General features: G+C 69.4%; 25 protein-coding genes and 1 tRNA gene. 13 read left to right on the forward strand and 13 right to left on the reverse strand.

The genetic code is table 11. From position 1 onward, the window contains the following. Positions 1 to 7: 7 nt before the first annotated feature. The gene (locus AMYAL_RS0115055) at positions 8 to 931 is read left to right on the forward strand and encodes an alpha/beta fold hydrolase (RefSeq protein WP_020632136.1); all 924 of its coding nucleotides are present in this window, start codon (positions 8 to 10) and stop codon (positions 929 to 931) included. Continuing rightward, a complete protein-coding gene (locus AMYAL_RS0115060; RefSeq protein WP_020632137.1) occupies positions 928 to 1,335 on the forward strand; it encodes a DnaJ family domain-containing protein in 408 nt (135 codons plus the stop codon). Before AMYAL_RS0115055 ends, AMYAL_RS0115060 begins: the two co-directional genes overlap by 4 nt. Here the strand turns inward: AMYAL_RS0115060 and AMYAL_RS0115065 are convergent. The 4 genes from AMYAL_RS0115065 to nth are packed head-to-tail and all read right to left on the reverse strand — an operon-like array spanning position 1,328 to position 4,499. Further along, complete coding sequence (locus tag AMYAL_RS0115065; RefSeq protein ID WP_020632138.1) at positions 1,328 to 2,512, reverse strand: MarP family serine protease; 1,185 nt, start codon at positions 2,510 to 2,512, stop codon at positions 1,328 to 1,330. The two genes, AMYAL_RS0115060 and AMYAL_RS0115065, sit on opposite strands and share 8 nt — an antisense overlap. A 6-nt stretch (positions 2,513 to 2,518) precedes the next feature. Further along, positions 2,519 to 3,226: an NUDIX hydrolase gene (locus tag AMYAL_RS0115070; RefSeq protein ID WP_020632139.1), complete on the reverse strand. Its 708-nt coding sequence runs from the start codon at positions 3,224 to 3,226 to the stop codon at positions 2,519 to 2,521. Continuing rightward, on the reverse strand, positions 3,223 to 3,819 hold the full coding sequence (locus AMYAL_RS0115075) for a TlpA family protein disulfide reductase (RefSeq protein ID WP_020632140.1): 597 nt from the start codon (positions 3,817 to 3,819) through the stop codon (positions 3,223 to 3,225). The genes AMYAL_RS0115070 and AMYAL_RS0115075 overlap by 4 nt, the downstream gene beginning before the upstream one ends. Beyond that, on the reverse strand, positions 3,816 to 4,499 hold the full coding sequence (gene nth, locus AMYAL_RS0115080) for an endonuclease III (RefSeq protein WP_020632141.1): 684 nt from the start codon (positions 4,497 to 4,499) through the stop codon (positions 3,816 to 3,818). Before nth ends, AMYAL_RS0115075 begins: the two co-directional genes overlap by 4 nt. Positions 4,500 to 4,736: 237 nt before the next feature. On the opposite strand from nth, the gene AMYAL_RS0115085 reads away from it, so the two are divergent. From AMYAL_RS0115085 to dnaN, 4 genes are all read left to right on the forward strand, one after another. After that, the gene (locus tag AMYAL_RS0115085) at positions 4,737 to 4,988 is read left to right on the forward strand and encodes a hypothetical protein (protein ID WP_005166943.1); all 252 of its coding nucleotides are present in this window, start codon (positions 4,737 to 4,739) and stop codon (positions 4,986 to 4,988) included. A 159-nt stretch (positions 4,989 to 5,147) separates the two neighbouring features. Beyond that, positions 5,148 to 5,822, forward strand: a complete 675-nt coding sequence (locus AMYAL_RS0115090; RefSeq protein WP_003081747.1) for a Crp/Fnr family transcriptional regulator — start codon at positions 5,148 to 5,150, stop codon at positions 5,820 to 5,822. A gap of 674 nt (positions 5,823 to 6,496) precedes the next feature. Then, positions 6,497 to 7,759 (forward strand): MFS transporter, encoded by a 1,263-nt coding sequence (locus AMYAL_RS0115095; protein WP_020632142.1) that lies wholly within the window; start codon positions 6,497 to 6,499, stop codon positions 7,757 to 7,759. A gap of 9 nt (positions 7,760 to 7,768) precedes the next feature. Next, on the forward strand, positions 7,769 to 8,833 hold the full coding sequence (gene dnaN, locus AMYAL_RS0115100) for a DNA polymerase III subunit beta (protein WP_020632143.1): 1,065 nt from the start codon (positions 7,769 to 7,771) through the stop codon (positions 8,831 to 8,833). A 329-nt stretch (positions 8,834 to 9,162) separates the two neighbouring features. Here the strand turns inward: dnaN and AMYAL_RS0115105 are convergent, their stop codons facing one another. From AMYAL_RS0115105 to sp36, 7 genes are all read right to left on the reverse strand, one after another. Beyond that, positions 9,163 to 9,414, reverse strand: a complete 252-nt coding sequence (locus AMYAL_RS0115105; protein WP_020632144.1) for a glutaredoxin family protein — start codon at positions 9,412 to 9,414, stop codon at positions 9,163 to 9,165. Continuing rightward, the gene (locus AMYAL_RS0115110) at positions 9,411 to 10,181 is read right to left on the reverse strand and encodes an MBL fold metallo-hydrolase (RefSeq protein ID WP_020632145.1); all 771 of its coding nucleotides are present in this window, start codon (positions 10,179 to 10,181) and stop codon (positions 9,411 to 9,413) included. The genes AMYAL_RS0115105 and AMYAL_RS0115110 overlap by 4 nt, the downstream gene beginning before the upstream one ends. Next, entirely contained in the window at positions 10,178 to 10,990 is an 813-nt protein-coding gene (locus AMYAL_RS0115115; protein ID WP_020632146.1) for an NUDIX hydrolase, read from the reverse strand. The genes AMYAL_RS0115110 and AMYAL_RS0115115 overlap by 4 nt, the downstream gene beginning before the upstream one ends. Positions 10,991 to 11,079: 89 nt before the next feature. Next, positions 11,080 to 12,225, reverse strand: a complete 1,146-nt coding sequence (locus tag AMYAL_RS0115120; protein ID WP_020632147.1) for a hypothetical protein — start codon at positions 12,223 to 12,225, stop codon at positions 11,080 to 11,082. 38 nt (positions 12,226 to 12,263) lie between these two features. Then, positions 12,264 to 12,893: a hypothetical protein gene (locus AMYAL_RS0115125; RefSeq protein ID WP_020632148.1), complete on the reverse strand. Its 630-nt coding sequence runs from the start codon at positions 12,891 to 12,893 to the stop codon at positions 12,264 to 12,266. After that, entirely contained in the window at positions 12,893 to 13,348 is a 456-nt protein-coding gene (locus tag AMYAL_RS0115130; protein WP_020632149.1) for a RidA family protein, read from the reverse strand. The genes AMYAL_RS0115125 and AMYAL_RS0115130 overlap by 1 nt, the downstream gene beginning before the upstream one ends. A 12-nt stretch (positions 13,349 to 13,360) precedes the next feature. Further along, complete coding sequence (sp36, locus tag AMYAL_RS49230) at positions 13,361 to 13,522, reverse strand: Sp36 family protein (RefSeq protein WP_157358207.1); 162 nt, start codon at positions 13,520 to 13,522, stop codon at positions 13,361 to 13,363. 129 nt (positions 13,523 to 13,651) lie between these two features. Here sp36 and AMYAL_RS0115140 point away from each other — a divergent pair, with 129 nt between their 5' ends. From AMYAL_RS0115140 to bagB, 4 genes are all read left to right on the forward strand, one after another. Continuing rightward, a complete protein-coding gene (locus AMYAL_RS0115140) occupies positions 13,652 to 14,596 on the forward strand; it encodes an esterase/lipase family protein (RefSeq protein WP_020632151.1) in 945 nt (314 codons plus the stop codon). A gap of 162 nt (positions 14,597 to 14,758) precedes the next feature. Next, positions 14,759 to 15,007, forward strand: coding sequence for a hypothetical protein (locus AMYAL_RS0115145; protein ID WP_020632152.1), 249 nt, complete (start codon positions 14,759 to 14,761; stop codon positions 15,005 to 15,007). Between the two features lie 22 nt (positions 15,008 to 15,029). Further along, on the forward strand, positions 15,030 to 16,034 hold the full coding sequence (gene bagA, locus AMYAL_RS0115150) for an ATPase BagA (protein WP_020632153.1): 1,005 nt from the start codon (positions 15,030 to 15,032) through the stop codon (positions 16,032 to 16,034). Beyond that, positions 16,034 to 17,164, forward strand: coding sequence for an ATPase BagB (gene bagB / locus AMYAL_RS0115155; RefSeq protein WP_020632154.1), 1,131 nt, complete (start codon positions 16,034 to 16,036; stop codon positions 17,162 to 17,164). Before bagA ends, bagB begins: the two co-directional genes overlap by 1 nt. A gap of 62 nt (positions 17,165 to 17,226) precedes the next feature. Here the strand turns inward: bagB and AMYAL_RS0115160 are convergent, their stop codons facing one another. After that, positions 17,227 to 17,544, reverse strand: coding sequence for a WhiB family transcriptional regulator (locus AMYAL_RS0115160; protein WP_020632155.1), 318 nt, complete (start codon positions 17,542 to 17,544; stop codon positions 17,227 to 17,229). A 350-nt stretch (positions 17,545 to 17,894) separates the two neighbouring features. Here AMYAL_RS0115160 and AMYAL_RS0115165 point away from each other — a divergent pair, with 350 nt between their 5' ends. The 3 genes from AMYAL_RS0115165 to AMYAL_RS0115175 all read left to right on the forward strand — a co-directional run bounded on the left by AMYAL_RS0115165 (position 17,895) and on the right by AMYAL_RS0115175 (position 21,386). Then, complete coding sequence (locus AMYAL_RS0115165) at positions 17,895 to 20,072, forward strand: transglycosylase domain-containing protein (protein ID WP_020632156.1); 2,178 nt, start codon at positions 17,895 to 17,897, stop codon at positions 20,070 to 20,072. A gap of 285 nt (positions 20,073 to 20,357) precedes the next feature. Beyond that, a complete protein-coding gene (locus tag AMYAL_RS0115170; protein ID WP_020632157.1) occupies positions 20,358 to 21,284 on the forward strand; it encodes a metallophosphoesterase in 927 nt (308 codons plus the stop codon). Positions 21,285 to 21,312: 28 nt separating this feature from the next. Continuing rightward, positions 21,313 to 21,386, forward strand: a tRNA-Pro gene (locus tag AMYAL_RS0115175). Positions 21,387 to 21,686: 300 nt separating this feature from the next. Here the strand turns inward: AMYAL_RS0115175 and AMYAL_RS0115180 are convergent. Continuing rightward, complete coding sequence (locus tag AMYAL_RS0115180) at positions 21,687 to 22,379, reverse strand: class I SAM-dependent methyltransferase (protein WP_020632158.1); 693 nt, start codon at positions 22,377 to 22,379, stop codon at positions 21,687 to 21,689. Between the last annotated feature and the right edge of the window lie 4 nt (positions 22,380 to 22,383).

A 22,383-nucleotide genomic window follows, 5' to 3' on the forward strand; every position in this document is an offset into this window, starting at 1 on the left:
TCGGGCGGTGCAGGCGACACCGGACCCGTCGATCGTCCGGATCGACGGTCCGTGGACCCATCGCGACGTCTCGGCGAACGGCATCCGGCTGCACGTCGCCGAACTCGGCGACGGGCCGATGGTCCTGCTGCTGCACGGGTTCGCCGAGTTCTGGTGGACCTGGCACCACCAGCTGAGTGCGCTCGCCGACGCCGGTTTCCGCGCGGTCGCGGTGGATCTGCGCGGCTACGGCGACTCGGACAAACCCCCGCGTGGTTACGACGCCTGGACTCTCGCGGGCGACGTCGGCGGGCTGGTCAAGTCACTCGGCGCGCGCAAGGCGCACCTCGTCGGACATGCCTGGGGCGGCATGCTCGCGTGGACGGTCGGCGCACTGCACCCCAGGCTGGTCTCGTCGGTCACGGTGCTGGGCGGCGCGCATCCACTGGCGTTGCGCCGGGCCGTCCGGCGGCCGGGGCAGCTGCGCGCTTCGGGGCATCTGTTCCGCTTCCAGGTGCCGATGGCGCCGGAAAAATGGCTGGTCAAGAACGACGCGCTCGCCGTCGAGGAGCTGTTCCGGGACTGGTCAGGTCCACAATGGACGGACACTTCGGACTTCGACGAGACCGTGCGGGCGTTCCGGCAGGCGATGCTCGTGCCGGGAGTGCCGCACAGCGCGCTCGAGTACTACCGATGGGCGTTCCGCGCGCAGTTCCGAGGCGAAGGCCGCCGGTTCAGCGAAGCGCTGCGAGGCCGCTTCGCTCCACAGGTGCTGCAACTGCACGGTGAGGAAGATCGATGCGTCCTGCCCGAGACCGCGGCGGCGTCGCGTCGCTGGGCCCCGGACGCGCGTCTTGAGCGCTGGCCCGGCATCGGGCACTTCCCGCATCTGGAGGCCCCGGAGCGCACTTCGGCCGCCCTGGTGGAGTTCTTCCGTATCCTGGGGGCATGACCGAGCGCAAACCGACGGGCGTGTCGTTCGAGTCCTGGGTGGATCGGCAGATCAGCGCCGCGGAGGCGAAGGGCGAGTTCGACGACCTTCCCGGCGCGGGGAAGCCGCTGCCGAAGACGGACGGCAAGGACACGGCCCTGGCCTGGGTGGTGAACAAGGTCCGCACGGAGGGACACGACGTTTCGGCTCTCCTGCCGCCTTCGCTGGCGATCGCGAAGGAACTCGACGACCTGCCGGACACGCTCGCGCGTGTGCGCCGGGAGGCACGGGTGAGGGAGATCGTCGAGGACCTGAACGAACGGATCCGCGAGGAGCACCGGCGTCCCACGGGCGGTCCGGTGCTGCGGGCCCGCCCGCTGGACGTCGAGGAGACCGTCGCCTCTTGGCGCGAAGCCGCTAGTTAGCGCAGGGACCGGTCGAAGTGTTCGCGCTCAGCGCCGGAGCCGTCTCCACCACCGGCCGCACCTGTTCGGACGTCAGCGTGAAGCCGGTCTCCGGATCCTCCACGGCCGCGCCGAAGACGACCCCGATGACCTCGCCGTCCGGGTTGATCATCGGCCCGCCCGAGTTACCGCTGCGGACCTGCCCGCGCACGGTGAACACGTCGCGCTGCACGGTGTTGGACTCGTAGATGTCCGGTCCGCGCAGGTTGATCCGGCCGCGCACTCTGGCGGGCGACGCGGTGTACGGACCGTCGAGCGGGTAGCCGAGCACGATCGCGTTGTCGCCCGCCCGCGCGACCCGCGGCGTGAACGGCAGCACCGGCGCCTGCAGCCTCGGCACCGCGAGCACGGCGACGTCGGCCTCGGGGTCGAAGTAGACGACCCTGGCCGGGAACTTGCCCGAGGTCGACTCGATGGCGACCTCGTCGGTACCGGCGACGACGTGCGCGTTCGTCATCACGCGCTGCGGCGCGATGACGAATCCGCTGCCCTCCAGCGCCCGCGAGCACGAAGTCGCGTTGCCGCGGATCTTCACGACACTGCCGTGCACCTGTTTGACGATCGCGCTCGCCTGCAGCGCGGTGTCCGGCGGGCTGGTGTCCGGGACGTTCGGCTTCTGGAACGGGTCCACAATGGACGGGAAGCCCGACGCGTCCAGCAGTTTGCGCAGTTCGCTCGGGAAACCCTGCGCCGCTTCCGGCATGACGTCGTTGACGCCGCCGAGCACGACCGAGCTGTTGATCGACTTCGCCAGCCCCGGCACTCCCGAGACGGCCGTGAGCGGCGTCGCGATCAGCCACGCGACCACGAACACGACGGCGGCCTGCACCACCGCGCCGAGGGTCTTGTCGACCCCGGAAAGCTTGTCCGGGTTGATCTTCTGCCGAAGTCTCCGGCCTGCCCAGACGCCGAGGGTCTCGCCGAGCGCGACCAGGAACACCACGGTCGCCACCGCGAAGGCGACCTTCGCCGCTGGATGCTCGAAGAGTTCGACGACCAGCGGCGCGATCTTGATCCCCGCCAGGGCACCCAGCACCACCCCGACCAGCGAAGGCAGCGCGATGATCACCCCCTGGAACGCCCCGGACACGCCCGCCAGCAACGCGAGCAGGATCACCAGTACGTCAACCCAGTTCACCGGCGCCTACTCCTTCTCCGGCACTTGCCGCCCGTCGACCCGCGCCTGATGTTCGGCCAACGCTACGTCAAGCTCCCGGACATCGCCGTGGTCCCAGTCCCGTTCCCAGCCGCCGAGCGACAACGTCATCGCCAGCAGGCCGCCCGTGAAACCCCAGACGAACATCCCGCCGACGTCGAACGCCGGTCCCTTCCAGCCGAAACCCTTGCGCACGACCTGGAACCGGTTGGCCGGGTCGGCCAGTTCGGCGATCGGCACCCTGGCCACCGCCGCCGTCTCGCCGGGGTCGACGGCGTGCACCGGGGACGGCGTCCGCCAGTGGGCGAGCACGGGCGTCACGGCGAATCCGGACACCGGCACGAACAGTTCGGGGAAGACGGCCACCGGCTGCACACCGGAAGGCACGAGGCCGGTCTCCTCCTCCGCCTCGCGCAACGCGGTCCCGACCGGCCCGCCGTCACCCGGCTCGGCGCCGCCGCCGGGGAAGGCGACCTGGCCCGCGTGCGCGCCGAGGGTGTCGGCACGGCGCTGGAGCAGGACGTCCGGCCCCTGCGGGCCCTCGCCGAAAAGCATCAGGACGGCCGCGGGCCGGTAGCTCGCGTCGGCGGGCACGCTGAACCGGCTGAAGGTGTCCGCGCCGACGTCGCCACTGATCTTGACCAGCGGCTGCAGCCAGGCGGGCACGTCCTCCGGGTCCACGAGAGGGCCGGTCATGGTGTCCCTTCCACAGCGGCGCGCACCTGGTCAGTGTTCAGGAAAACGCGTGGGTTCTCGATGAGCCGGACCTCGCCCGCCGCCGTGACCAGGTACGTCGCCGGAAGAGAGGAAGGGACCTTTAGTGCCGTCCTCGCGGGCCCTGACTGACCGTCACCGTCGAACACGGACGGCAGCCGCACCCCGAGTTCGGCCAGCATCGCCAGACCGTCGGCCCCGGAGCTCGCGACCTGGACGAGGAGCACCCGAGCGGCCCCCGGCTGCGCGGCGTACTCCTGGAGCAGCGGCAGCTCGGCGCGGCACGGCTGGCACCACGACGCCCAGAGGTTGACCACCACGGGGCCGCCCGAGAGCACTTTGGCGAGGTCGACCCTGGAGCCGTCGCCGAGGCATTCGACGTCGACCCCGCGCAGCTTCGCCACCTCGCCAGGCCCAGGCGGCGGGCACGCGGCGAGCCCGGCCTTCGCGCGGGCGGCGGTCAGGTCACCGGAGGTCTTCGCCGGCCCTTGACCGTCACGGGTCGTGAGCAACGCGACAATCAAGGCCACCACCAGCACGGCGGCGCCGAGGGCGATCTTGGTGACTCTCGTCACCGGCGGGCCGCCAGCTCGAGGATGTGATCGCGTTCTTCGCCCTTGACCAGCTTCGCGGCCTCCTCGAAGCCCGTCGGGCCGGTTCCGTACGAGGGGCACATCCTGGCCAGCGGACAGGCGCCACAGGCGGGTTTACGGGCGTGGCAGACGCGGCGGCCGTGGAAGATCGTCCGATGCGAGAGGAGCGTCCACTCCTTGCGCGGGATGAGCTCGCCGACTACCTGCTCGACCTTGACCGGGTCCTCCTCCTCGGTCCAGCCCCAGCGGCGGACCAGGCGGCCGAAGTGGGTGTCGACGGTGATCCCCGGAACCCCGAAGGCGTCACCGAGCACGACGTTGGCCGTCTTGCGGCCGACACCGGGCAGCGTGACGAGGTCCTTCAGCTTTCCGGGCACTTCGCCGTCGTAGCGCTCCACCAGCGCGGCGCCCAGGCCCAGTACCGAGTTCGCCTTGGCGCGGAAGAAACCCGTCGGCCGGAGGTACTCCTCGAGTTCGGCGCGGTCGGCGCCGGCGTAGTCGGCGGCGCTCCGGTAGCGCGCGAAGAGCGCGGGGGTGACCTGATTCACGCGGACGTCGGTGGTCTGCGCCGAAAGCACGACCGCGACCAGCAATTCGAGCGGGTTGGTGAAGTCAAGCTCACAGTGGGCGTCCGGGAACTCGTCGTCGAGGCAACGCTTCATCCGCCTGGCGCGTCTCACCAATGCGAGCCGGCTTTCACCCGCACCCCCCGCGCGGGGGGCATTGGTGAGGGCAGGAGGCACCCCGATAGCCTACGGGCGCCATCGGACGAGCCAGTGGGAGCACCCGCCGGTCGTCGTCCGACACGCCAGAGCACCACCTCGGCGCTTCGATCGAGGACGCCATGAGCGAGGATCTGGAGTAATGCACAAACTTTCGGAATTCCCAGGGCAGGGCTCATGACAGTCTGGTTCGTCATCCTCGTCCCCTTGGTGATCATGTTCTTCGCGCTGTTCATGGAACGCGTGGAGACCAGGCTCAAGCACGTCGCGGTGCAGGAGAACGAAGTCGAGGAGTTCCTCGAGCAGGCGCAGCCCAACGAGGTCAGGGCCCTTTACGGGCACGGCATCGGGCGCGCGCTCGAGCTGTTCCGGCTGCGCAGGCTGGGCGGGAAGGCGGCCAGGCTTCGCGCGCGGCGCGTGCGGAGTTAGGCTCCACGTTCGAGCGAGATCGTTCACGGCCCGCGCGCGCCTGCGGCGTGCCGACGAGCGAACTCGCCCGCACGACCTAGACTGACGCGAAAAGTGATCGACGACACGATCCTCGACCGATGAGGATCGACGTCGTATCTCGATGAGGAGGCACCCGAGGTGGACGAAACCCTGGCCCGAGCGGGCATTTTCCAGGGTGTTGAGCCGGCAGCCGCCGAGGCGCTGGCACAGACCTTGGAATCCGTGGAGTTCCCTCGCGGGCATGTCATCTTCAACGAGGGCGAACCCGGCGACAAGCTTTACATCATCCAGTCCGGCAAGGTGAAGATCGGCCGCAAGTCACCCGACGGCCGCGAGAACCTGCTCGGCATCTTCGGACCGTCCGACATGTTCGGCGAACTGTCTATTTTCGACCCCGGCCCGCGGACGTCCAGCGCGACGACCGTGACCGAGGTCCGCGCGGTGACGATGGACCGCCCGGCGCTGCGGCAGTGGATCTCCACCCGCCCGGAGATCGCCGAGCAGTTACTGCGCGTGGTCGCCCGCAGGCTGCGCCGGACGAACAACATGGTCGCCGAGCTGATCTTCACCGACGTCCCCGGACGGGTGGCGCGCGCGCTGCTGCAGCTCGCGCAGCGTTTCGGCAGCCAGGAAGCCGGCCTGCTGCGGGTCACGCACGACCTGACGCAGGAAGAGATCGCCCAGTACGTCGGCGCTTCGCGCGAGACCGTGAACAAGGCTCTCGCCGACTTCGCGCACCGTGGCTGGCTGCGGCTCGAGGGCAAGAGCGTCCTGATCCTGGACCCGGAGCGCCTGGCCCGCCGCGCCCGCTAGGTCACCAAGCCGAACTGCCAACTGCCGCAAGTAGCCCCTACTTGCGGCAGTTGCGCGTTCAAGCACCGTCCCCAGATACGAAAACGCGCCCGGCAAGGTGACCGAACGCGCCCGCCCTAGAAGGTGACCGGCGGACCGTCTCCCCGGAAGCGCGCCAGCGCGACGGGGAGACTTCACCCCGCGCGCCCTCTTTCGGGCCGAAGGCCCACGGAAACATTTTGTAGGGCGCCCTTCACGCTGACGGAAGCATTTCGCATGGCTGCGCCCTGCGAAATGTTTCCGTCAGCGCGCGGGCAGCAGAAGAGCCGGGCGCCACCCCCGACGTGGCGCACCGGCTCTTCGCTGTGCGCGGACCATCCCCCGACGATCCGCGCTCCCCGCCCTCCGGAACAAGGCCCCGACCCGTACGCCGGAGGGAGCTGGAGACTGTGTGTTTGTCGTACAACCATCCACGGCCGTCGGCCGTGGATTCAAGTTCTTTCACTCTCAAGGACGCCATCTGCGTCGATTTGTTGCCCCGAACGACTCAAAATCGACTGACTGTTACCCGATCGTGACGAACCTGCGTGCTTCCGGGCCCGTACTACCCGAAAGCGGGGGGTGACAAACCTTACCGGGACAGATCTGGTACTCGCGTACCAAAGTGGTTCATACTGGTACGCGTGTCCCAGTCTGTGTCCGCTTCCGCCGAGAGTCACCGCACCTCCCTCGCCGACTACAAAGCCGCGCTGACCGCGCCCGGATCCCGCGGCGCGGTCGTCGCGTCCCTGCTCGCCCGCCTGCCGATCGCGATGATCGGCATTTCCGCGCTGCTCTACGTCCAGCGCGAGACGGGCTCCTTCGCCTCGGCCGGACTGGTGTCGGCCGGGTCGCTGGTAGGCGTTTCGGTCGGCGCTGTCGTGCAAGGGCGGCTCATCGACCGCTTCGGGCCGACAAGGCCGCTGCTGACCACCACGGTGCTCTTCGCGCTGGCGATGACCGGGCTGGTGTTCGCGATCGAGGCGCACGCGCCGACGCTCGTGCTGGTCCCGCTCGCCTTCGGCACCGGCATCACGGAACCGATGGTCGGTTCGGCCTCGCGGGCGCTGTGGACCCGTCTGCTGCCCGCCGGGCCGACGCGGAACGCCGCGTTCTCCTACGAGGCGATCAGCATGGAGGTCTTCTTCATCCTCGGCCCCGGTTTCGCCGGGCTGCTGATCGCCGCGCCGTGGGCGGGCACCGGCATCGTGGCCGGTGCGCTGACGATGATCGCGGGCGCGGTGCTGTTCGCGCTGAGCCCGACGGTGCGCGCCTGGGGACCGGCGCCGTCGTCGGGCGGCAAACTGCTCGGCGCGCTGGCCAGCCCTGGGATGCGCACGCTCGCGATCGCCGCGCTGGGCTTCGGTGCCGTGATCGGCTTCGTCGAGGTCGCCGTCCCGGCGGCCGCCACCGAGGCGGGGAACACCTCCATCGGCGGGCTGCTGCTCTCGGCGTGGTCGGTCAGCTCGGTCGCGTTCGGGGTCGCGTACAGCCTGCGCCCGTGGCCGCGCCAGATGGGCCTGCGGCTGCCGGTGCTGCTGGCCGGGTTCGGCGCGCTGGTGGCGCTGCTCGCGCTGCCGGGTTCGCTCTGGGGCCTCGCGCTCGCCATGCTCGCCGCGGGCGCGCTCATAACGCCGCAGTCGACGACGCATTCGGCGGCCATCGAGATCGCCGCGCCGAAGGGCACGGCGGCCGAGGCGTTCGGCTGGGTGCTGACCGCGGTGACCCTCGGTCTCGCGTTCGGGCAGTCGATCAGCGGCTACCTCGTCGAGCACGCGGGGCACGAAGCGGCGTTCCTCGCCGCCGGCGCCGTCGGGTTCGCGCTCGCCGCGGTGGTGTGGCTGCTGCGCGGCACCTTCCGCCCGAAGCCGTCCGGAGCCGTCACCGACGCCCCCGAACTTGTCGGTGCCTCCCGCTAGCTTGCGGGCATGGACCTGACTGCTCCCACCCGCTCCCTCTCGGCCGCCGTTTCCGCCGCCGCGAGGCTGCTCACGGCCCGTTCCGGCCTGCTCCTGCGAGCCGGGCGCGACGGCCTGACCGTCGGCGGCAACGACAGCGAACGAGCGGTCCGCCTGACGTGTGACGCCGTCACGCACACCGACGGCGAAGTCCTCGTCCCGGCCGGGCCGCTCGCGGAGACGTTGCGCATGCTCGAAGACGATCTGGTGCGCCTGGTCGTCGAGGGATCGCGGCTGGCCGTGCGGGTGGAGGGCGGCCGGTTCGCGCTGCCGTTGCTGAGCCGCGAGCTGCGGCTGCAGGAGATGCCACCCAAGGTGTCCGAAGTGGACGGTCCAGCGCTCGCGACGGCGCTGCGGACGGTCGCGGGCACGGCGGCCAAGGACGACGCGCTGCCGATGTTCACCGGCGTCCGCGTGCAGAGCTTCAGCCGTGAGCTGCGGCTGACGGCGTCCGACAGGTACCGGATGGCCGTGGCCACCCTCCCGCTGCGCGCCGAAGGCGAGCCGATCGACGCGCTCGTCCCGGCGGGCCTGCTCGCCGAGACGGCGAAGCAGGCGCGCGGCACCGTCGGCCTGCACGGCGACGGGACCCGGTTCGGGCTGAGCTGGGCGGGCGTCACCGTCACCACCGCCGTACTCGACGCGGGATTCCTGTCGGAGAAGCTGATCGAGTCGTCCACTGTGGACACTTCGGTCGAGATCGCCGCCGACGCGCTGGCCGCCGCCGTGCGCCGGGTGGGCGTCTACGCGGACGATCGCCGGGTGCTGACGCTGGAGGTCGGCGACTCTCAGCTACGGCTGGCCAGTTCGAAGCAGGACACCGGGGAAGCCGAGGAGACCCTGAAGGCCGAGGTGTCCGGCGGCCGGACGTCACCCTCGTTCCAGGCGCGCTACCTGCTGGACGCGTTGCAGGGGTTCGCCGGGGAACGGGTGCGGCTCGACATCCAGCCAGGGATGCGGGCCTGCGTCATCCGCGCGGTCGAGCCGGGCGACGTGGAACTCACGTACTACGTGATGCCGATGCTGCCGCGCTGACACCGGTCCCGAGCGGCGATCTCGCGTGATCAGAGACGGAACTCGCGTGATCAGGCGGCGTTCACAGTGTTCGCCGTCTGATCACGCGAGTTCCGTTCCTGATCACGCGAGTCACGCCTTCGCACACCGCGGGCTCAGACCCGGCGCCACCTTCGCCTTGTCCCTCGCGACCCCTTGACCCTCGCGACCCTTTGGCCCAGCGCGGTCTGGTGGGACGGCGGTGTTGCGAAAGCCACTTTCGCAACCTTCAACGTTGCGAAAGTGGCTTTCGCAACCTTCGAAGCCGGCTTACCCCTCGAACAGAACCGTCCGGCCACTCACGGGGAAAGTCAGGCGGAAGCGGCCTTCACGGCAGCCTCGATCTCGCCGAACGACGGGTTCACCATCGCCGTCGAGCCCACGAACACCGTCGGCACGACCTCGTTCCCGTCCGCCACCGAACGCACACGCGCGGCGGCGTCCGGGTCCTCCCAGATGTTGACCCGCTTCACCTTGAAGCCGCTCTTCTCCAGCGGCCGCTCCAGCGCGGCGCAGAACCCGCATCCGGGGCGCCAGTAGAACTCGACCTCGACGTCACTCATTCGCCGTCCTCCGACCTCAGGTAGTCCAACTGTGCCCGCACGCTCCACTCGGCGGGCGCCCACAAAGCCTTGTCGACGTCGGCGTAGACGACCTCGACCACCTGGCGCGGGGTGGCATCCGCGCCGAGTGTCTCCAATGCCGAACGCACCTGGCCCAGCCGTTCTTCCCGGTGCGCCAGGTACTCGCGCGCGGTCGCGGCCAGGTCCGGCAGTTCGGGGCCGTGCCCCGGCAGGCCGGTGGTGCCCTCGGGCAGTTCGATGAGCTTGCGCAGCGAGCGCAGGTAATCGCCGAGGTCGTGCAGCACGGTGGTGCCGCGGCCGAGGATGGTGTCACCGGTCAGGATCTGCCCGTCGGACACCAGGCAGATCGAGTCGCCGGTGTGTCCCGGCGTGTGCAGCACCGAGAGCCGCACGCCGCCCGCCTCGATCACGTCACCGTCCACAAGGGACTTCCCGCCGATGCAGAGCGACTCGTCGAAGGCCCGCACCGGGGCGCCGACCCGCTCGGCGAACCAGGGCGCGCCCTCGGCGTGGTCCGGATGGTGGTGGGTCAGGACGATCAGCTCGACGGCGCCGGTTTCCGCCAGCAGGGTCAGATGCTCGACGTCCTCGTGACCGGGGTCGACGACCACGGAACCGGACGCGCCCGGCCCGCGCAGCACCCAGGAATTGGTGCCTTCCAACGTCATCGATGACGGGTTGTGCTCCAGCAGCACGGAAGCCGTCGGCGTCACCTGGCGCAGTACGCCGTACGCGGGGGCGCTCATGCCGGGTCCATGACGACGCGGACCTTGTCACCGTCGCGCACCAGCGTCGGCATGATCTTCACGATCTCGCGTTCGACGGCTTGCACCGTGGCCGCCGAGTCGAACTCGCCCAGTTCGGCGAGGGTGATCCAGGTCGGTGGCATGAGCATGCGGCGCCCTTCCTTGGCGTCGGCGATGGCCTCTTCCGGGCGCTGCCAGCCGGTGCTGACGGCCTCGGAGGTGGCGCTGTCCGCCTCCTGCCCCTCGGGCAGCACGGCGACGAAGAAGCAGGTGTCGTAGCGGCGCGGTTCCTGGGGCGGCGTGAGCCAGTTCGCCCACGGGCGCAGGAGATCCGCGCGCAGCGTCAGGCCGTTCGCCTCGAGGAACGCGGCGAGCGAGAGTTCGCGGGAGACCAGCTTTTCGCGGGCGTCCTGGTACGGCGTCGTGTCGGTGACGACGGCGTCCCCGATGCTCGCGAGCAGCACGCCCGACTCTTCGAACATCTCCCGCACGGCCGCGCACACCAGCGCGCGGGCGAGCGGTTCCCCGCAGCCGAAGCGTTCCGCCCACCAGGCGGGCTCCGGGCCCGCCCAGCTCACCGAAGCGTCGACATCGCGGTCATCCACGCCGCCGCCGGGGAAGACGGTCATCCCGCCCGCGAACGGCATGCCCTTCACCCGATGCTGCAGGAAGACCTCGACGCCTCGCGCGCCGTCACGGAGGAGGATCACGGTCGCCGCGTCCTTGGGCGTCACCGGCTCGCCGCCGGCGTTGGCGCGGGTGCCCACCCCGGCCCCCACCGGGATGTCGAATGTCAGTTCTTCAGCCACACCCGCAACCTAACATCGCAATTCGTCCTCCAGTTGCGATAGTTGCGCGTGCAACCACCGCATCCAGAGGACGAATCGCGTGGGACTTGCTAGGACCAGCTGCTCCCGCTGCTGCGCGAAGCGCCGTTCAGCCTGATCTTCGCCGCTTCGGCGCGCTCCCGTTCGGCGAGCTCGGCGTGCAGCTCGCGCAGGAGCGCGCGGTCGCGCTCGCTCAGGCTGGGATCGTCGAGGTCGAGAGCGGGCAGCTCGACGACCTCGTGCATGCTCGGCTTGCCCGAGGCGATCTCGCGACCCTTTTCGGGGTCCTCCTTGAGCGCCTGGCGCAGCTGCGCCACCTCGGCCGGGGTCAGGTCGGCCGTGCGCTCGGCGCGGGTCTCCGCCCGCGACTTGCGCGGCAGCGCCGGCTCCTGGGACGACAGCGGTGCGGCGGGCGCGGGCGCCTGCTGCACGATCGGCACCACCGGAGCGATCGGCTCGACCGGTTCGTGGCCACCACTGCCCACCGGCCGCAACCCGTGCCTGCTCGGCTGCTCCTTGGCAGGCTCGGGAGCCGGGGCGGGCGCGGCAGGCGGAGTCACCGGCTCGGACCGAAAGTCACTGGAGTGGGTACTCCCGGTGACCCAGACAGGACTCGCGGCCGACGAAGCGGCCTGGTGATAGGCGGACCGGGCGACGCCGGGTCCCGCGACCTCGACGACCGAGCGGATGCCCGCGCGGCGAAGCGCGGTGTCCACGCGGAACGCGACCGCGGGCGGGTTGCCCTCCGGGCCGATCTCGACCAGGACGACCCGCTGCGGCAACGCGCCGGGCACGCTGCCCGCGGGTGTGTTCCGCCACACCGCGTGCACCGACCGGACGTCCGGCAGCACCTGCAGGGTGCGGTCGAGCGCCTCGGCGAGGCCGAATTCGGGGGTGTTCTCACCGGTGAACCGGTGGGTGAGCACCGACTCGTCCTCCTCGACGAGCAGGTCGTTCGCCAGGGTGGCGTCGGACCGGCTCATTTCGAGGACGAGCGCGAGTTCACGCTGTTCGGACGAGCTCACCGGGATCTTCCCCGCGATCAGGGTGCCGGTGGTGAGCTCCACCGCTTCGTCGATGTGCGCACGCGCGATCAGCTCACGCGCTTCGGTCAAAGCACTGTCGTCGATTCGACCCGCCAGGGCCAGTAACAGGTTGTGCAGGCGCAGGGGCACCGAGAACCCGTCCATGGGCGGGCCGTCGTGGACCTCCACCATTGCTCTGCTCCCTCCCGGCTCGCCTGGTGGTGCGAGCGTTAAGCGGCGACCAGCCGACTTCCGGTGTCCACCGCGCCCACGCAGACCAGTTCGGAGCTGGCGAGCGCGGTGCGGTGATAGCCGGTGAGATCGATGCTCGGCGGGAGAACCTCGACGCCGGGCTCCTCGTCACCGAGCACGCGCAGGACGCGCTGCAGTTCGCCCGTCAGCCTCGGCAGACCGTTGAGCGCCGTGACCAGGAGGACTCGTTTCGCCCCACCCTCGCCGACCACACCGAGGTGTCGCCAGCTTTGCCGCACTTCACCCACGTCCGGCCGCCCCCGCAACGTTGCGTGGATCAATACGGACACAGAGTCGACGGAGTTCACCCATTCGGGCGCACTCTGCGTGAATGTGTACCTGGTCTCGGTGACGTCGTCTACCCCCAGGGTGGAACTCACCTGATGCCAGTCGGCCCCGTGAGGAATAAGCCCGGCGACTAGCAGGCGATACTCGGTTTGGTCCAGATCGATCCTGTGCTTAAGCAAAGACCGGGGAAGGGTCCGCGCGAGCGTGCCCATCGCGCCCTCGCCCAGCCAGTCGCGGAACCGCCACAGGAGCTGGTCCGGCAGCCGTCCGGCCAGCCGGAGCAGGAGCTCGTGCGAGGACCTCTCGATGTCCGGGTCCATCACTTCACCTCCACGATCAGTTCGATCTCGACCGGCGCCCCGATCGGCAGCTCGGCGACGCCGACGGCCGAACGGGCGTGGATACCCGCCTCACCGAAGATCTCGCCGAGCAGCTCGGACGCCCCGTTGATCACCGCGGGCTGGCCGGTGAAGCCCTCCGCGGACGCCACGAACCCGACGACCTTGACCACCCGCGCGATGTTGTCGATCCCGGCGACCGAGTCGACCGCGGCGAGGGCGTTGAGGATCGACGTCCGCGCGTACTGCTTCGCCTCTTCGGGGCTGACCTCGGCGCCGACCTTGCCGGTCGCTTCGAGCTCGCCCTTGACGAAGGGCAGCTGCCCGGACGTGTAGACGTACGAACCGGTGCGGACGGCGGGCACGTAGGCCGCCAGCGGCGCGGCGACGCCGGGCAGTTCGATACCGAGCTCGGCGAGTCGATCGCTCCAGGTCATGGCTTCAATCCCTCAGTTCTTGGCTCGTTTGAGGTAGGCGACGTGCTGCTCCCCGGTCGGGTTCGGGAGCACGGTGACGAGCTCCCAGCCGTCCTCGCCCCACTGGTCGAGGATCTGCTTGGTGGCATGGATCAACAGGGGGACGGTCGCGTACTCCCACTTGGCGTCGCTCATGTCCGGGAGCGTAGCCAAACCGGCAAGGGCGCCCGACACACATGCGGAAAACCCTCTCGCGACCGGCTCGCCGATTTCCCGTCGATGTGTTTCACTTCACACTTACTCGGGAGTAGATAGGACGTTGACATGCGGACGACGAAGTCCCTTGCCGTCGCCTTCCTGGCCGCGGCCCTTGCCCTGATCTGCGCTTCACCGGCGGGCGCCGACGGGAAACTTCCCGTTCCGTGGACCCTCGCGGCGGCACTGCCCGCGCAGGCGGCGAACCCCGGCGGCCCGCCACCCGGCGCGAACGACTTCGGCTGCCGTCCCGGCGACGCCCATCCGAACCCGGTCGTGCTCGCCCACGGCCTCGGCGCCAACCAGACGGTGAACTGGCAGACGTTCGGCCCCCTGCTCAAGAACAACGGGTACTGCGTCTTCTCCCTGACCTACGGGGTCCCCGGCGAGCCGCTGCCGATCTATCAGCCCGGCGGACTCCTTCCGATGGAACAGAGCGCGAAGGAGCTCTCGGCGTTCGTCGACAAGGTGCTCGGCGCGACCGGCGCGTCCAAGGTGGACCTCCTCGGACATTCCGAGGGCACGCTGATGCCTTCCTATTACGTGAAGTTCCTCGGCGGAGCGTCCAAAGTGGACAAGTACGTCAGCCTGACCCCGCTTTGGGACGGCACGACACTGTTCGGCGCGTCGCAGCTGTACGCGCTCGCCGGCGTGCTGGGGCTGGCGCCAGGGTTCAACGGCATCCTCGACCCGGTCTGCGGATCGTGCCGCCCGTTCCTGCGCGGCTCGGAATTCCTCACGAACCTGCGCTCCGGCAACGGGATCTTCCAGCCCGGCGTGACGTACACGAACATCATGACCCGCTACGACGAAGCCGTCGTGCCGTACACGAGCGGGATGGGCAAGGGCGCCAACGTCAAGAACATCGTCCTCCAGGACAGCTGCCTGCTGGACCTGGCGGAGCACGCCGGGGTCGCCGCCGACCGCAACGCGGCCGGGCACGTCCTCAACGCGCTCGACCCCACGCACGCGAAGCCCGTGCCGTGCGTGCCCGCGACCCCCATCGGAAGCTGACCCGCTCCCACGTGATCAGACGCCGATCTCACGTGATTGAAGACGGAACTCGCGTGCTTGAAGGCGGAACTCGCGTGATCCGGCCCCAAGCACGCGAGATCGGTGCTCAAGCACGTGAGATCGGTGCCCGATCACGCGCATGACGGGCGCTACGGTGGGCCTGTGGAGACCTGGCGTGTGGTCGCGACCGTCCTGCTCGCCGCGGCCGGGCTGCCGCTGGTGCTGGTCCTGATGGCCAAGGCACGGGACCGCCGGAACAGCTCGGGAACGGTCGCGATCACCGGCGCGGTGACCCTCGTCGTCCTCCTGCTGCTCGGTGTGGTGATGCTCACGGTGCTGCCCGGCGTCCTGACCTGGGGCATCGTCGCCGTGGTCACGGCCGCGCTCGGCGTCATGATGCTGGCAAGCTGACCACTCAATTAGGGTGGGACCGGTGAGCACACCCCTTGCCGGCTGGACCGACGAACTCGCGAGAGCCAGGCTGCATTTCGTCACCGGCAAGGGCGGGACGGGCAAGACCACGCTCGCCGCCTCGCTGGGCCTCGCGCTCGCCAAGGGCGGGCGCCGGGTCCTGCTGATCGAGGTCGAAGGCCGCCAGGGCATCGCCCAGCTCTTCGACACCGAGCCGCTGCCGTACGCCGAGCAGCGCATCGCGGCCGTCCCCGGCGGCGGTGAGCTGCGCGCACTGCACATCGACGTCGAAGCCGCGCTCCTCGAGTACTTCGAGATGTTCTACAACCTCGGCTTCGCGGGGCGGACGCTGCGGCGGATGGGCGCGATCGAGTTCGCGACCACACTCGCGCCGGGTCTGCGCGACGTCCTGCTCACCGGGAAGATCAAGGAATGCGTCGGCCGCACCGAATCGGACGGCCGCCACACCTATGACGCCGTCGTCGTCGACTCGCCGCCCACCGGCCGGGTCGTGAAGTTCCTCGACGTCACCAAGGCGCTGACCGATCTCGCCAAGACCGGCCCGATCCGCGGCCAGGCCGACGGCGTCGTCCGGCTGCTGCACTCCGGCGAGACCGCCGTCCACCTGGTGACGCTGCTGGAAGAGATGCCCGTGCGGGAGACCGTCGAAGCGGTCGCCGAACTCGACGGCGCCGATCTGCGTCCCGGCGCGGTGCTGGTCAACCGGGTCCGCCCGCCGCGGCTGCCCGCCCGTTCGGTGACGGCCGCCGCGGACGGCCGTGTCGACGCCTCACGCGTCCGCGCCGGGCTCGTGTCGGCCGGGCTGGACCTGCCCGAAAGCACCCTCGACGCGCTGGTCGAAGAGACCGTCGAGCACGCCGTCCGGGTCGCCGCGGAGCAGCGCGCCCGCGAGCAGCTGTCCGAAGCGGATCTGCCGGGTCTCGAACTGCCGGAGCTGACCGGCGGCGTCGACGTCGCGGCGCTCTACGACCTCGCCGAAGCGCTGACCGAGCAGGGAGTGCGCTGATGTCGGACATCCTGGAGATCGACAAGCTGATCGACGATCCCGAAAGCCGGGTCATCGTCTGCTGCGGATCCGGCGGGGTCGGCAAGACGACCACCGCGGCGGCGCTGGCGTTGCGCGCGGCCGAACGCGGACGGCAGACGGTGGTCCTCACCATCGACCCGGCACGGCGGCTGGCGCAGGCGCTCGGCCTGCGCGAACTGGGCAATCACCCGAAGCAGGTGCAGGTCGAGGGCTTCGAACCCAAGGGCGAACTCTGGGCGATGATGCTCGACATGCGCCGCACCTTCGACGACATGGTGCGCGTGCACGCCGGCCCGGAACGCGCCGAGCAGCTGCTGCAGAACCCCTTCTACCAGACCATTTCCACGTCGTTCTCCGGCACGCAGGAGTACATGGCGATGGAGAAACTCGGTCAGCTCGCGGCGACCGACGAGTGGGATCTGATCATCGTCGACACGCCGCCGAGCCGGTCCGCGCTGGACTTCCTCGACGCGCCGACGCGGCTTTCCAGCGCGCTCGACGGCCGGATGATCCGGCTGCTCACCGGTCCGGCCAAGGCGGGCGGCTGGGGTCTGCGCAAGGTCGTCAACGCCGGGTTCTCGATGTTCGCGAAGGCCGTCTCGACGATCATCGGCGGCCAGTTGCTGACCGACGCTTCGGCGTTCATGCAGGCCTTCGACAGCATGTTCGGGGGCTTCCGCGAACGCGCGCGCAAGACCTCCGAACTGCTGCGGTCCGGCGGCACTTCTTTCCTCGTGGTGGCCGCGCCGGAGCCCGACGCGCTGCGCGAGGCGTCCTACTTCGTGGAGCGGCTTTCGGAAGAGAGCATGCCGCTGGCCGGACTGGTCGCGAACCGGACGCATCCCGTGCTCGCCCCGCTGTCCAGCGCGGAGGCGGTCGCGGCCGCCGAGCAGCTGGCGAAGGGCGAGACCAGCGCACCGCTGGCCGAAGCCGTCCTCCGCCTGCACGCGGACCGGGTCGCGCTGGCCGAACGAGAGACGCGGCTGCTCGCCAGGTTCACGCGGGCGCATCCCGAGGTCCCGCTGGTGCGGGTGCCCGCGCTCGCCGGTGACGTGCACGATCTCGAAGGCCTGCGCGACATCGGCACCAGGTTCGCCACCCAGTCCTGATCTTCCGCGAAGGGCACCTTCCCTGCCTTGGACTCAGAGAAGGGCCCTTCACGGAATCATGATCACGAGACTCGGACGCGTACGTCTTCCTCTTCGTCAATCCCGGTGAAACTGCGCTTCGCCGCTTCGAGCAGATCCGCCCAGCTGGTCACATCCGGCCGCCGCCGCAGCAGCGCCCGCCGTTCCCGTTCGGTCATACCTCCCCAGATGCCGAAGTTGATCCGGCCATCGAGCGCTTCGGCGAGGCATTCCGTCCTGACCGGGCAACCGAGGCAGACCGCCTTGGCCCGGTTCTGTTCCGCCCCCCGGACGAACAGGCCGTCCGGATCGGTGTCGCGGCACGACGCATTGACTCGCCAGCTCGACTGGTTGGTTTCCATACCCCCAGCTCCCTACCCTGGTGTTCGACACACCACGGGGGGACGAAAAGCCTGCGCTCCTGCCCCCATGAGCGTGTCTCCCTTGTGCTCACGTCGGTTGAGCCGGCACCTCCCCGGTGCCGGGTGCCTCCGTTCGGTCGAATGCGACTGCCGCTCGCACTCACCCGTCTGTCGGCTTTTTCATACGTGAGACGTTGACGGACTGTAAGGGCCCTCGGTTCCCTCCGCCAAGCCCTAGAATGCCTGCCGTCACCATCCGTCACCTCATGGGGTCGTTTTCGTGACCGGATCCACACCGACAGCTAGGTGACGTCACGGTGGGCTAACGGGATCCGCGTACCCTGGTCCGCGTGCGCAAAACGGACGGTCTGCTGAAGCTCATTGGCCTGTGTGTGCTCGCGGGGGTGCTGGTCGCGGGGATGTTGTTCCCGGTGGCGGGCGCCGCCGGGGTGCTTTCCAACCAGGCGAGCGAGACCGTCGACAAGACATCTTCGGACCTCGCGGACATTCCGCCGCCACTGGTGACGACGATCACCGACAACACCGGCAAGCAGATCGCGACGCTGTACAAGCAGTTCCGCATCCCGACCAACGAGACGCAGATCAACGACGCCATGAAGTGGGCGCTGATCTCGGTCGAGGACAAGCGCTTCTACGAGCACAACGGGGTGGACTGGAAGGGCACGCTGCGCGCGGCGGTCAGCAACACCACCGGCGGGGACACGCAGGGCGCGTCGACGCTGACCCAGCAGTACGTCAAGAACTACCTGATCAACGTCGTCTACCGGGACGACAAGCCGGGCCAGAAGCGCGCACAGGAGCAGTCGGTCGCCCGGAAGCTGAAGGAAGCCCGGATCGCGATCCAGCTGGAAACCAAGCTGAACAAGATGCAGATCCTGACCGGCTACCTGAACGTCGTCGAGTTCTCGCGTGAGATCTTCGGCGTCGGCGCGGCCGCGAACGCGTACTTCAACACGCCCGTCGAGAAGCTCACGGTGCCGCAGGCCGCGTTGCTGGCCGGTCTGGTGAACAACCCGATCGTCAACGACCCGTGGAAGAACCCGGCGAAGGCGACCGAACGCCGCAATCTGGTGCTGGACCGCATGGTCGACAACCAGAAGCTCGCGAAGGCGGACGCGGAACGGTTCAAGGCCGAGCCGCTCGGCGTCGTCGAGGGCGGCCCGCAGAAACCCGCGTCGAACTGCACCGGCGCCGGCACGGAAAACGGCTTCTTCTGCCAGTACGTCGAGGACTATCTCCTCAAGAACGGCATGACGAAGGACGATCTCTACACCGGCGGCTACCAGATCAAGACCACTTTGGACGAACGGGCGAACCACGAAGCCAAGATGTCGGCCGAAGCCCAGGTCAAGAAGACGCAGGACAACGTCGCGAACACGCTCTCGCTGGTGAAGCCGGGCAAGAACCGGCACGAAGTCGTGGCGCTCGCGGCGAACCGTGACTACGGGCTGCACGAAGACCAGGGCCAGACGACGTTCGCGTTGCCTTCCGGCGTCTACAACACCGCCGGCGCGGGCTCGGCCTACAAGGTCTTCACCGCCGCCGCGGCGATGGAGGCGGGCGTGGCCGGGATCAACAGCTCACTCCCGGTGCCCGATCTCTACACCTCCAACGTGTTCGCCGGTGGCCCGAAGAAATGCCCCGTGGCTCCCCGGCCCCCTGCCGGGCCGGGCGGTAACTGGTACTGCGTCGGCAACGCGGGTGACTACAACCCCGCCGGTGGCGCCATGTCGATGCAGCAGGCGCTGGCGACCTCGCCGAACACCGCGTTCGTGGCCCTGGAGGACAGGCTCGGGAGCACCGGGCCGGTCGTGGAGATGGCGCGCAAGCTCGGCATGCGCGACACCATGGCCAGCAACCGGGGCGGCGGCGCCGTCGACCCGAACTCCAAGGACGACGGCGTCAACGTCAATCAGCTCCAGGCGTACGGCCCGAAGCCGGGCTGGAACGGATCCGGTGCGTTCACCCTCGGCGTGAGCCCGCTGTCCGGTCTGGAACTGGCGAACGTCGGTGCCACGATCATGAGCGGCGGCGTCTGGTGCCCGCCGACCCCGCTCGCGGGTGTCACCGACCGGGACGGAAAGCCTGTTCCCGTCAAGGAAGCCGCTTGCGAGCAGGTGGTGCCCGAAGGTCTCGCCAACACCCTCGCGGTCGGGATGAGCAGGGACAGCGCGCCCGGTGGGACGTCGTTCGGCGCCGCGAACGGCGCCAGGTGGACCCGGCCGGTGATCGGCAAGACCGGGACCACACAGAGCAACGGCGCGGGTTCGTACCTCGGGGCCACCCCGCAGCTCGCGGGCGCGGCGATGGTGTTCCGCCCGAAGGGTGGAAGTGGCGGCCTCTGCTACCTCGGTCCGGGTAACGTGTCCGCTCGCGGCTGCGAAAACATGTGGGGCGGCAAGACGCCGGCGCAGACCTGGTTCGGGGCGATGTCGAAGATCCTCGAAGGCCAGGAAGCGTTGCCGTTGCCGCAGCCGGACCCGAAGTACATGGGCGGCGGACGCTGATCGTCCAGGGCCGTATTCACCAGCGCAAATCACGATGAGTCACACGAATCTAACTTTGAGTGAGCGCCTGGCGGCCTAACGGGGAACAGTGGTCGACGGGATCATGTCAACTGATCACGACATCCCGAGCCGACCACGGAAAGTGAAGAAAAGAGGCCATTCCAGCGATTCTGCGGCTTCGCCGAAATGGGGGCGGACGATCACCCTGGATGAGCACGTAAACTGGACATTGTGAGCACGCTCAGTAACAACAGTACTTCGGGGGCGACGGTACGGCGCTTGGCCGTGGGAACCGTCGTCCTGGGAGCCGCGACCCTCGGTTACGCGGTCGGCATCGAAAGGCGCCGGTGGACGCTACGCACCGCGGAACTCCCTGTCCTCGCCGCAGGGGCGAAACCCTTCACGATCCTCCACATCTCGGATCTGCACATGCTCCCCGGTCACGTGAGCAAGCAACGCTGGGTAGCCGCGCTCGACGAGCTCGCTCCGGATCTCGTGGTCAACACCGGTGACAACCTGTCACATCAGCAGGCCGTGCCGTCCGTGCTGCGCGCGCTCGGCCCCCTGCTCGACAGGCCCGGCGTGTTCATCTTCGGCAGCAACGACTACTACGCACCGAAGCCGAAGAACCCCGCGCGCTACCTCATGCCGAAGGGCAAGAAGAAGCGGATCCACGGCGAGCACCTGCCCTGGCGCGACCTGCGCGCGGCCTTCGTCGAACACGGCTGGGACGACCTCACTCACGTCCGGCGCACCATCGAGGTCGCCGACCAGTACGTGTTCACCGCCGGCGTCGACGACGCCCACCTCCGCCGAGACCGCTACGCCGACATCGCCGGCCCGGCGGACCGGGGCGCCGCCGTCCGCATCGGGGTCACGCACTCCCCGGAGCCCCGCGTCCTCGACGAGTTCGCCGGCGACGGCTACGACCTCGTCCTCGCGGGTCACACCCACGGCGGACAGCTCCGCGTGCCCGGCTACGGCGCGCTCGTCACCAACTGCGAACTCGACCGGACCCGTGCCCGCGGCGCGTCCCGCTGGGGCGCCCAGATGTGGCTGCACGTCTCCGCCGGCCTGGGAACCTCGCCGTACGCTCCGGCCCGCTTCGCGTGCCCGCCCGAGGCGAGCCTGCTGACCCTCGTCCCACGGGGCACGACCAGCGACAATCACCGGAAAGCAGCCCCCCGCAAAGCCCGAAACACCGTCCGCTAAACTTCTCCTCGACCCGCTAAGAAGTATCCGGGGTGTGGCGCAGCTTGGTAGCGTGCCTCGTTCGGGTCGAGGAGGTCGTGGGTTCGAATCCCGCCACCCCGACGCTAGATCAAGAAGGCCCTTCTCGCAGAACACGCGAGCAGGGCCTTCTTGCTTTGCTCTGCAGCTATGGCGAAGCCCCCTTCAGTCCCCACACAGCCGCCCCCACACAGCCCCCGCCGCTCCCAGGGGGGCGACCCCGTGCCCAGCGTATCGCCCAGGGCTGTCGGAACTGGGGAAAGCAGGGGTCACGGGGGCCGGTTGTCCACAACGGCGGCTGAGTGTGGACAACCTGGACCAGCGCGCCTCATCTGGGACGCTGAGCGTCTCCAATGGGGCATTGGGAACACTCGAGCAGCCCCGTCAGCGAGTGGCGAGGAGCTCGGTCCAGCATTGGGCGAAATCGCCATCCCCCGAACGCGCCCAAGACCACGCCGAGCGCGCGGCCGAAGCGAGCTGGTCGCGGTCCGGGGTCGTCGCGGTTTCCAGCGCCGTCACCAGCCGCGCCTCCACATAGGTCGCCAGCGCCCGGTACGTCGCGTCCGTGCGGTAGCGGGTTTTCGTTCGCACGTCGACGAAACCGGCGGCCGTGACCGCGGCGGAGATCGAGCGTCCGGCGAACGGGTCGCCGCCCGCGCGGCGGCACAGCAGATAGTGACCACGGAGGGCGGCGTCGACGTTCGCCGTCTTCGGCCGGAGCCTCGCCCGACTCCAGTCCGATGTGGACAGTGCGAGCGCTCCGCCCGGTTTGAGCACCCGCCGGAGCTCCGCCAGCGCGGCATCCGGTTCCCGCAGATGCTCGAAGACCTCGTGCGCGAAGACCACATCCACCGAAGCCTCGGCGAACGGCAACGCGCACGCCTCCGCCACCAAGAAGTCCACTGTGGACTTTCTGTGTCCGTCGCCGATACCGAGGGTGATCGAACCCGGCCCGCAGCCGACGTCGACGAACCCCATCCCCGGTCCGAACAGGGGTTGCGCGAACACGGCCCGTTCGACCGTCTGGCGCGCGGACCGCGCGGACACCGCGGCGCGCGGCGCGTTTCCCTCCAGCACCCCG

The sequence above is a fragment of the Amycolatopsis alba DSM 44262 genome (assembly GCF_000384215.1).
In the GTDB taxonomy this organism is placed as follows: Bacteria; Actinomycetota; Actinomycetes; order Mycobacteriales; family Pseudonocardiaceae; genus Amycolatopsis; species Amycolatopsis alba.

What these genes read in the sequence shown, in the direction of transcription:
- AMYAL_RS0115060 (WP_020632137.1), top strand. Translation starts at nt 928, where the DNA reads ATGACCGAGCGCAAACCGACGGGCGTGTCGTTCGAGTCCTGGGTGGAT.
- AMYAL_RS0115070 (WP_020632139.1), bottom strand. Translation starts at nt 3,226, where the DNA reads ATGACCGGCCCTCTCGTGGACCCGGAGGACGTGCCCGCCTGGCTGCAG.
- nth (WP_020632141.1), bottom strand. Translation starts at nt 4,499, where the DNA reads ATGAAGCGTTGCCTCGACGACGAGTTCCCGGACGCCCACTGTGAGCTT.
- AMYAL_RS0115085 (WP_005166943.1), top strand. Translation starts at nt 4,737, where the DNA reads ATGACAGTCTGGTTCGTCATCCTCGTCCCCTTGGTGATCATGTTCTTC.
- dnaN (WP_020632143.1), top strand. Translation starts at nt 7,769, where the DNA reads ATGGACCTGACTGCTCCCACCCGCTCCCTCTCGGCCGCCGTTTCCGCC.
- AMYAL_RS0115105 (WP_020632144.1), bottom strand. Translation starts at nt 9,414, where the DNA reads ATGAGTGACGTCGAGGTCGAGTTCTACTGGCGCCCCGGATGCGGGTTC.
- AMYAL_RS0115110 (WP_020632145.1), bottom strand. Translation starts at nt 10,181, where the DNA reads ATGAGCGCCCCCGCGTACGGCGTACTGCGCCAGGTGACGCCGACGGCT.
- AMYAL_RS0115120 (WP_020632147.1), bottom strand. Translation starts at nt 12,225, where the DNA reads ATGGTGGAGGTCCACGACGGCCCGCCCATGGACGGGTTCTCGGTGCCC.
- AMYAL_RS0115125 (WP_020632148.1), bottom strand. Translation starts at nt 12,893, where the DNA reads ATGGACCCGGACATCGAGAGGTCCTCGCACGAGCTCCTGCTCCGGCTG.
- AMYAL_RS0115130 (WP_020632149.1), bottom strand. Translation starts at nt 13,348, where the DNA reads ATGACCTGGAGCGATCGACTCGCCGAGCTCGGTATCGAACTGCCCGGC.
- sp36 (WP_157358207.1), bottom strand. Translation starts at nt 13,522, where the DNA reads ATGAGCGACGCCAAGTGGGAGTACGCGACCGTCCCCCTGTTGATCCAT.
- AMYAL_RS0115140 (WP_020632151.1), top strand. Translation starts at nt 13,652, where the DNA reads ATGCGGACGACGAAGTCCCTTGCCGTCGCCTTCCTGGCCGCGGCCCTT.
- bagB (WP_020632154.1), top strand. Translation starts at nt 16,034, where the DNA reads ATGTCGGACATCCTGGAGATCGACAAGCTGATCGACGATCCCGAAAGC.
- AMYAL_RS0115160 (WP_020632155.1), bottom strand. Translation starts at nt 17,544, where the DNA reads ATGGAAACCAACCAGTCGAGCTGGCGAGTCAATGCGTCGTGCCGCGAC.